Source organism: Cyanobacteriota bacterium (genome assembly GCA_025054735.1).
Taxonomy (GTDB): Bacteria; Cyanobacteriota; Cyanobacteriia; order SKYG9; family SKYG9; genus SKYG9.
Genome location: JANWZG010000168.1, coordinates 1 through 7,812 on the forward strand (window position 1 = coordinate 1; position 7,812 = coordinate 7,812).

The 7,812-nt window shown below is 50.7% G+C and carries 7 protein-coding genes; 4 read left to right on the top strand and 3 right to left on the bottom strand.

The window, feature by feature from the left end:
* Window positions 1-182 precede the first annotated feature (182 nt).
* Together NZ772_09650 and NZ772_09655 are read left to right on the top strand one after the other, a co-directional pair.
* Window positions 183-629 (top strand): YlqD family protein, encoded by a 447-nt coding sequence (locus NZ772_09650; GenBank protein ID MCS6813818.1) that lies wholly within the window; start codon window positions 183-185, stop codon window positions 627-629.
* A 151-nt stretch (window positions 630-780) separates the two neighbouring features.
* Window positions 781-2,076, top strand: coding sequence for a 2-oxo acid dehydrogenase subunit E2 (locus NZ772_09655; protein ID MCS6813819.1), 1,296 nt, complete (start codon window positions 781-783; stop codon window positions 2,074-2,076).
* Between the two features lie 56 nt (window positions 2,077-2,132).
* On the opposite strand, the gene ppk1 is transcribed toward NZ772_09655, so the two are convergent.
* Window positions 2,133-4,298 carry a polyphosphate kinase 1 gene (gene ppk1 / locus NZ772_09660; protein ID MCS6813820.1) on the bottom strand — a complete coding sequence of 722 codons (2,166 nt, stop codon included), beginning with the start codon at window positions 4,296-4,298 and terminating at the stop codon, window positions 2,133-2,135.
* 495 nt (window positions 4,299-4,793) lie between these two features.
* Here ppk1 and NZ772_09665 point away from each other — a divergent pair, with 495 nt between their 5' ends.
* On the top strand, window positions 4,794-5,624 hold the full coding sequence (locus tag NZ772_09665) for a tetratricopeptide repeat protein (protein MCS6813821.1): 831 nt from the start codon (window positions 4,794-4,796) through the stop codon (window positions 5,622-5,624).
* Window positions 5,625-5,634: 10 nt separating this feature from the next.
* On the opposite strand, the gene NZ772_09670 is transcribed toward NZ772_09665, so the two are convergent.
* The gene (locus NZ772_09670) at window positions 5,635-5,802 is read right to left on the bottom strand and encodes a hypothetical protein (GenBank protein MCS6813822.1); all 168 of its coding nucleotides are present in this window, start codon (window positions 5,800-5,802) and stop codon (window positions 5,635-5,637) included.
* The gene (locus NZ772_09675; protein MCS6813823.1) at window positions 5,799-5,987 is read right to left on the bottom strand and encodes a hypothetical protein; all 189 of its coding nucleotides are present in this window, start codon (window positions 5,985-5,987) and stop codon (window positions 5,799-5,801) included. Before NZ772_09675 ends, NZ772_09670 begins: the two co-directional genes overlap by 4 nt.
* Window positions 5,988-6,306: 319 nt before the next feature.
* Here NZ772_09675 and typA point away from each other — a divergent pair.
* The coding region (gene typA, locus NZ772_09680) for a translational GTPase TypA (protein MCS6813824.1) at window positions 6,307-7,812 on the top strand (1,506 nt) is incomplete at its 3' end.

The window sequence follows — 7,812 nt, forward strand, 5'->3', positions numbered from 1 at the left end:
GATAATGGATTGTTAACCCAAACCCTAAAAATTCGCCGGAATGTAGTAATGGATCGCTATCGCGGTATGATTGACGGGATGTTTGACTAATACTTAACGTTGACTGACACTCAGTTGACTGACACTTAGCAGTGACTTTTGCTCTTTAATCTTCGACAACCTGCTCTCTATCTTCGACAACCATGGATGTCTCTAACAAGTTACTTTTGAAGCGTACTGTCCAAATGCGGACGATTGTAACGCCCGAATGGAAAGAACAAACCCAGCAACAATTCCAAATGCAGATCAACCAGATTGATGGGCAAGTTCAGCAAATGGAATTGCAAGCACGGCAGGCGATCGCCGAAATCCAAAAGCAAAGCCTGCAACCACCTAGCCCAGAAGTGACTCAGCAGATTGAGAACATACAAATTCAGGTGAACAACAACAAAAGCCAGTTGCTAGAGCAGAAGAATCAGTTACTCCAGCAGATTAATCGTGTTCAGCTTTTAGAACTGGAGCAAGAAGTTGATGTAGGTCAATTGGAAAGTTTCTTTTACCTAGAAAAAGGCGATAACGTCTTTGAAAAGATGCAGGTTGAAGTCCTGCTACGCAATGGCATTGTTCAAGATATTCGTGGCAAACTCTAGCGTCGTCTACTGAGGGCCAACTAGTGGGTTACTGAAAGCTAGGTCTGTTTCTTAGCTTTGATTTTCTTACGGTTGAACCCTAGGCGCTGAATTTGTCTATGAAGCTTGTTTTGCCCCCCTTAACTCCATTACCTAGCACCAGACACCAAGTATGATCAACGAAATTTTCATGCCTGCCCTTAGCTCCACCATGACGGAAGGAAAGATCACTGCCTGGATAAAATCTCCTGGCGACAAAATTGAAAAGGGAGAAACTGTACTTGTCGTTGAGTCTGACAAGGCAGACATGGATGTAGAGTCCTTCTATGCGGGCTATTTGGCGGCGATCGTCGTTGAGGCTGGTGAGGTAGCGCCTGTGGGGGCAACGATCGCCCTAGTTGCTGAAACCGAAGCTGAAATTGAAGCAGCTAAGCAAAAAGCAGCCCAACTCAAGGGGGGAACCACTATGACAACTTCTGCTGCTGCCCCCGCCACGCCAACCGCTACTACCGCAGCAGCAACGGTTACTGCCCCACCCTCCACAACCCCTGCCCGCAATGGGCGGATCATTGCCTCACCCCGTGCCAAGCGATTGGCCAAGGAACTGAATGTGGATCTAATGACCTTGAAGGGCAGTGGCCCCCACGGGCGAATTGTTGCTGAGGATGTGGAAGCAGCCGCAGGCAAAGTTGCTGCTGTTACGCCTGCTGTTGTGTCTGCAACTGCCCCGGCGGTCTCTGCTCCCGCTGCGACTGTGGCAACACCTGCGCCTAAACCTGTAGCTCCTGTGACTCCAGGCCAAGTTGTGCCCATGACCACCCTACAAAACGCTGTAGTGCGGAATATGGTTGCCAGTTTGTCGGTGCCGACGTTCCGTGTGGGCTACACCATTACCACCGACGCACTGGATAAGCTGTACAAGCAGATTAAGGCTAAAGGTGTGACGATGACAGCACTGCTGGCAAAGGCAGTAGCAGTCACATTGCAAAAGCATCCCTTAGTGAACGCGGCCTATGTGGAGAATGGCATTCAGTACGCTAGCGCTATTAACATTGCGGTAGCAGTGGCAATGGAAGATGGCGGATTAATTACCCCAGTGTTGCCCCAAGCTGACCAGATGGATATTTATTCCCTGTCGCGCCTGTGGCAAGACTTGGTGACCCGTGCCCGCAGCAAGCAACTGCAACCCCAGGAATATAACTCTGGTACCTTTACCATCTCGAATTTGGGGATGTTTGGGGTCGATCGCTTTGATGCGATTCTGCCACCTGGTCAGGGTGCTATCTTGGCAATCGGAGCCTCGCGCCCCCAAGTCGTAGCCACCGATGATGGCCTGCTGGGAGTGCGCCGCCAGATGCAGGTCAATATTACCTGTGACCACCGTATTATCTACGGAGCCGATGCTGCTGCCTTCCTCAAGGATTTAGCTGAGCTAATTGAGACAAATCCCCAGTCTTTGACACTGTAGGAACCACTGCAAGCCCGGAATACGGAAATGCTATGAGCAGGCTGTAGGCACTTGCTTTAGCTTGTTGAAGCTAGATTTTGTGCCATGGTCATAAACATTTCCTGAGAGCTGAGGGGCTGGGCATCAGCAGGGGGTCGGCGCTGGATATAGCTGCCATCGGGTTGCATTTCCCATGCTTGTCGATTATCCACCAGCATAATGCCCAGAATTTCCTGAAGTTCCTTAGCTAAGGCTGGATCCTCAACGGGGACTACTGCCTCTACGCGACGATCGAGGTTGCGAGGCATCCAGTCAGCGCTGCCAATAAAGACCTGCTCTGCGCCGTTATTGAAGAAATAGAAAATCCGGGAATGTTCTAGTAACCGTCCCACAATGCTAATAACCCGGATATTGTCACTGACACCAGGCAAGCCAGGACGTAGGCAACAAATGCCCCGAATAATTAGGTCAATTTGCACTCCAGCTTGGGATGCTTCGTACAGGGCAGTAATAATCGTGGGGTCTACCAAGGCGTTCATCTTAGCCACAATGCGACCAGAGCCACCTTGGGAGGCATATTCAGCCTCGCGCTGAATCATTTCCACCATGCGGTTGCGGAGACTGAAGGGGGCAACAAGCAGTTTGCGATACGATCGCTGCTTGGCATGGCCAGTTAGATAGTTAAACAAGTCAGTCAGGTCAGCACCTAACTCTTCCCGACAACTCAACAACCCTAGGTCGGTGTAAAGGCGGGCAGTCTTGGGATTATAGTTACCAGTGCCAATATGAACATAGCGCCGCATTCGGTTCTCTTCTTTGCGCACGACTAGCACAACTTTCGTGTGGGTTTTGAGTCCAACCAAGCCATAGACCACATGCACCCCCACTTGCTCTAGTTTGCGTGCCCAGATAATGTTGTTTTCCTCGTCAAAGCGGGCTTTTAATTCCACTAAGACAACTACTTGCTTGCCGTTCTCAGCCGCTGCAATTAGGGCATTGACAATGGGTGAGTCGCCTGAGGTGCGATAGAGTGTCATCTTAATCGCTAGGACATCAGGATCATAGGCAGCATACATGATAAAGGCTTGAACAGTAGCCGAGAAGGAGTGGTAGGGGTGATGGACGAGCAAATCTTGTCGCCGAATCGTAGCGAAAAAGTTTCTGCCCTCCTCGATCGCCACATCAGAACCGTCGATTGGCGTGTCGCTGTCTCGACGCAATAACGGTGGCACTACTGACTTCCAGGGCTTGTCTTTCAACTCTGGTAATGGCAACTCCATAAAGCTCCACAAATCTCGCAGGCCAATTACCCCTTCCACCTCGTAGATGTCAGCCGCTGTCAAGTCCAGTTCTTCTCGCAACAGTTCCCGCACAGAATCAGGCATGGAGTTAGGCACTTCCATCCGCACCACAGAGCCACCCATGCGGCGCTTGCGCAACTCTTGCTCGATCGCTAGCAACAAATCGTCGGCCTCATCCTCCTGCAGGCTGAGGTCAGCATCACGAGTGATCCGAAACGGATAGTATTCCTGGATGTTCATCCCTGGAAATAGTGCCTCTAAGTTGTGGGCAATCACTTGCTCTAATGGCACTCCCGTCCACACAGCAGGCTGGTCACCTCGACGCAATCGCAGGTCTTCGGGCAGGGGTAAAAACCGAGGTAATGTTCGGGGTACCTTCACGCGGGCAAAATACTCACGATTAGTATCAGGATCCTTAACCACTACTGCCAGGCTAATGCTGAGGTTGGAAATGTGGGGGAAAGGATGGGCTGGATCCACAGCTAATGGTGTCAAGACGGGAAAGATTTGCTCCTCAAAGTACTGTTGGAGATAGGTGCGCTGCTCAGGGTTAAGGTCAATGTAGTCGAGCAAGTGGATGCCGTGGTCTGCCAGTTTGGGGCGCAGTACCTGCTCAAAGTGTTGATGTTGCTGAGCAACGATCGGATGCAGCTTGTTGCTAATCAGTTCCAGCTGTTCTTGGGCAGAAAGACCATCGGGGGTACGATCGACAACACCAGCCGCTAACTGTTCCTTCAGGGCTGCCACACGCACCATAAAATACTCATCCAGATTAGAGCTAAAAATGGCCAGAAACTTCAGTCGTTCTAGCAGGGGTGTGCGATCGTCCATAGCCTCATGCAGCACACGGGCATTAAACTCCACCCAACTGGCTTCACGGTTCAGGTAGTATTCAGGGCTGCAAAGCGTTAAAGCCTTGGATGTCTTGCTGGATTGCGTCATAGGGTCACTGCTCAGTTTTGCTCGTTTAAGGCTGGCCTAATATTGCTGCATCCTCTCTTGGAGGAAGTGGCATAGCCAACGCATTATCTCAAATCATGGCAACAGATCATTGCTTACTGCATTACACCTACTCTAGCTAGAACTCTGAATAGAGGTAATCCTATCGTGGGGCGGGCTTACAAGTTATACCAATTCTCCAAAAGCTAACTAGACAACTCATTAATTCGTAGTCAGGACTTAAGTCCTGACTACAAGCTACCTGTAGCTGTAGTATCAGGAAGTGGTATTAGGTCACTTGAGATGACTGTGTAGCAATCTCCAAGGAGATTAGGACGTTGGTACAGCCGATTAAGTCGAACTATGACGAACGCCTTCTGACGTAGGTAAATCTTGACGATGCTGACATCAGCTCATAGGCTGGAAGACAGGGACAAAATATGTGACATTCATCACCATACTGATGTGATTTCTAGAACTACTTGAAGGGTTATTGGCATGCCCAGTCAATTTACTGAAATCTTGTATCAATGGACAGAACTAGAGTCCAGTGACATACGCGACGGCTGGTGCGCCTTGGGCAAGAACCATCGCCCTTGGCAACTGTTTTTGCACCCTGCCCTTGCCGGATGGTTAATTTGGGGACTGGTGAGTTGCGGAGTCGGAAGTCCAGTAGCGATCGCCCAACCCTTACCCGCTGTGAATCAGCAAGGCTTTCCTGAACCCCAAACTACGGCTAGTGCAATGCGCCTCCTAGAGCGTGGTCTGTCAAAGGCTGTGATTAGAGACTGGCAGGGTGCGATCGATGACTATACCCTAGCGATTCGCCAAGACCCAACCCTAGTTGCTGCCTATGTGAATCGGGGTATTGCCTATCGTCAATTGGGGCAATCTCAACAGGCCATTGCTGACTATACCCAAGCCATTCGCCTTAACCCCAACAATGCTGAAGTGTTCAACAACCGGGCGATCGCTCACCTCAGCATGGGCCAGCGCCAGATGGCACTCTCTGACTTTACCACAGCAATCAACCTCAACCCCAACTATGCAAAGGCTTTCTATGGGCGGGGTACCGTTCGCCGACAACTTAACGATCACCAGGGGGCAATGGCAGACTTTAACCAAGCAATTCAGCTAGACCCCACCTATGCCGATGCCTACTATGGGCGGGGACTCTATCGACAGCAACTGGGTGAACGCCGAGGCGCACTAGCAGATTTTCGCCGGGCGGCAGAGCTATACCAAGCCACAGGCAACACTCAACGGTATCAGGAAACTCTGAAGCGGGTTGAAGCAGTGCAGCGATCGCTCCAGACCCAGACACGCTAGCCGTGATCGACTAAGACAGATAGCCGCTAGCTTGACAAGTGAACATAGTGTCATAGCGATCGCCCTGCTGCATCAGTTCCTCATGGCTACCAGCCTCGACGATTTTGCCGTGTTCCAGCACAATGATGCGATCGGCTAGCTTTGCCAGAGCAAGGCAATGGCTGACGATAACGGTCATGCGCCCTTGGGCAAGGGTACAGAAAATGTAGTTTCATCGATCGCCACCGTACTCAGCAACACCGTACTCAGCAACAGCGACACCGATGGGTCTGACCCTGTGACTAGATCCATCAGCGGCAAATTGCGTAATTCCCTAGGAGCAGCTCGTAACACCATCCACAGACTGCGGCGCAGTGCCTGCATGGTTGACAGAGTTGTGGTTGCCCAGTTAGATAACCCTTGATTGACAGAAAAAGTTATTCCCAGTCTGGCCTAGGTAGCAAGGGAACTGCCAGATCAGGTTCTGATTACTCATCTAATCACTTGATCACTCAGTAGTTACTCCGCTGTTGACCGTTACCCAAATGGGTTAGTATTGTAAAGGTTCGTTACCAAGTCTTGACTAACTGTTGAAAAGATTAATGCTCTGGTTACGAGCCATCGTGCACCTTCACCGACTGTTGATTTGTTGCCGATTTGGTGCGCCTGATTATTAACCATTGCACTCCTAACGGATTCCCTTATGTCCCTTCCTATCCGTAACGTCGCCATCATCGCCCACGTTGACCACGGCAAAACTACCCTTGTGGATGCTCTCTTGAAACAGTCTGGCACCTTCCGTGAGGGGGAAGAGGTGCCTACCTGTGTAATGGACTCCAACGACCTGGAACGGGAGCGCGGTATCACGATTCTGGCTAAAAACACCGCCGTTCGGTATAAGGAAACGTTGATCAATATTATCGATACACCAGGACACGCAGATTTTGGCGGTGAAGTTGAGCGAGTGTTAGGCATGGTAGATGGCTGTATCCTCATCGTGGATGCCAATGAAGGCCCCATGCCCCAGACTCGGTTTGTGCTCAAAAAGGCACTAGAAAAAGGATTGCGTCCTATTGTTGTTGTCAACAAAATTGATCGGCCTCAAGCGGAACCCTACAAAGCAATCGACAAAGTTCTGGATTTGTTCATCGAGTTAGGTGCTGACGATGACCAGTGTGAGTTTCCTTACCTATTTGCCTCTGGTCTTAGCGGCTATGCCAAGGAAAAGCTCGACGATGAACCCAAGGACATGCAACCATTGTTTGAAGCCATTCTGCGCCATGTGCCCCCGCCGATTGGAGATGCAAGCAAGCCACTACAGTTGCAAGTCACCACCTTGGACTATTCCGAATACTTGGGACGGATTGTAATAGGCAAGATCCACAATGGTGTGATCCGGGTAGGACAGCAAGCAGCGCTGGTAACTGAGTCAGGGGCGATCGTTAAGGCAAAAGTCTCCAAACTGATGGGGTTTGAGGGCTTGAAGCGCATCGATTTAGAGGAAGCTTCAGCAGGCAACATCGTAGCAGTAGCAGGGTTTGCTGAGGCTAACATTGGTGAAACCATTACGGATCCCAATGATCCCCAAGCCATGCCCCTGATTCGAGTTGATGAACCTACGTTACAGATGACCTTCTCTGTCAATGACTCTCCCTTTGCCGGACAGGAGGGCAAACTAGTTACCTCTCGCCAAGTGCGCGATCGCCTAATGCGAGAGCTAGAAACCAACGTGGCGCTGCGGGTAGAAGATACTGACTCTCCTGATCGTTTTCTGGTATCTGGTCGGGGTGAGTTGCACCTAGGCATTTTGATTGAGACCATGCGGCGCGAAGGCTACGAGTTTCAAGTGTCTCAGCCACAGGTGATCTACCGCGAAGTTAATGGGCAACCCTGCGAACCCTACGAGACCCTAGTACTGGATGTGCCCGAAGCAGCCGTGGGTGGTTGCATAGAGCGTCTAGGACAACGCAAGGGCGAAATGCAAGACATGCAAACTGGAACCAACGGTCGTACTCAGCTAGAATTTGTTATTCCTGCACGGGGACTAATTGGCTTCCGGGGTGAATTTATGCGCCTAACCCGTGGCGAGGGTATTATGAACCACAGCTTCCTAGAATATCGGCCTATGACTGGGGAAATTGAAGCGCGGCGTAATGGTGTGCTGATTTCCTTTGAGGAGGGTGTTGCTACCTTCTATGCCATGAAGAAT

Coding starts and splice junctions, on each gene's coding strand:
- NZ772_09650 (MCS6813818.1), top strand. CDS start 183: ATGGATGTCTCTAACAAGTTACTTTTGAAGCGTACTGTCCAAATGCGG.
- NZ772_09655 (MCS6813819.1), top strand. CDS start 781: ATGATCAACGAAATTTTCATGCCTGCCCTTAGCTCCACCATGACGGAA.
- ppk1 (MCS6813820.1), bottom strand. CDS start 4,298: ATGACGCAATCCAGCAAGACATCCAAGGCTTTAACGCTTTGCAGCCCT.
- NZ772_09665 (MCS6813821.1), top strand. CDS start 4,794: ATGCCCAGTCAATTTACTGAAATCTTGTATCAATGGACAGAACTAGAG.
- NZ772_09670 (MCS6813822.1), bottom strand. CDS start 5,802: ATGACCGTTATCGTCAGCCATTGCCTTGCTCTGGCAAAGCTAGCCGAT.
- NZ772_09675 (MCS6813823.1), bottom strand. CDS start 5,987: ATGCAGGCACTGCGCCGCAGTCTGTGGATGGTGTTACGAGCTGCTCCT.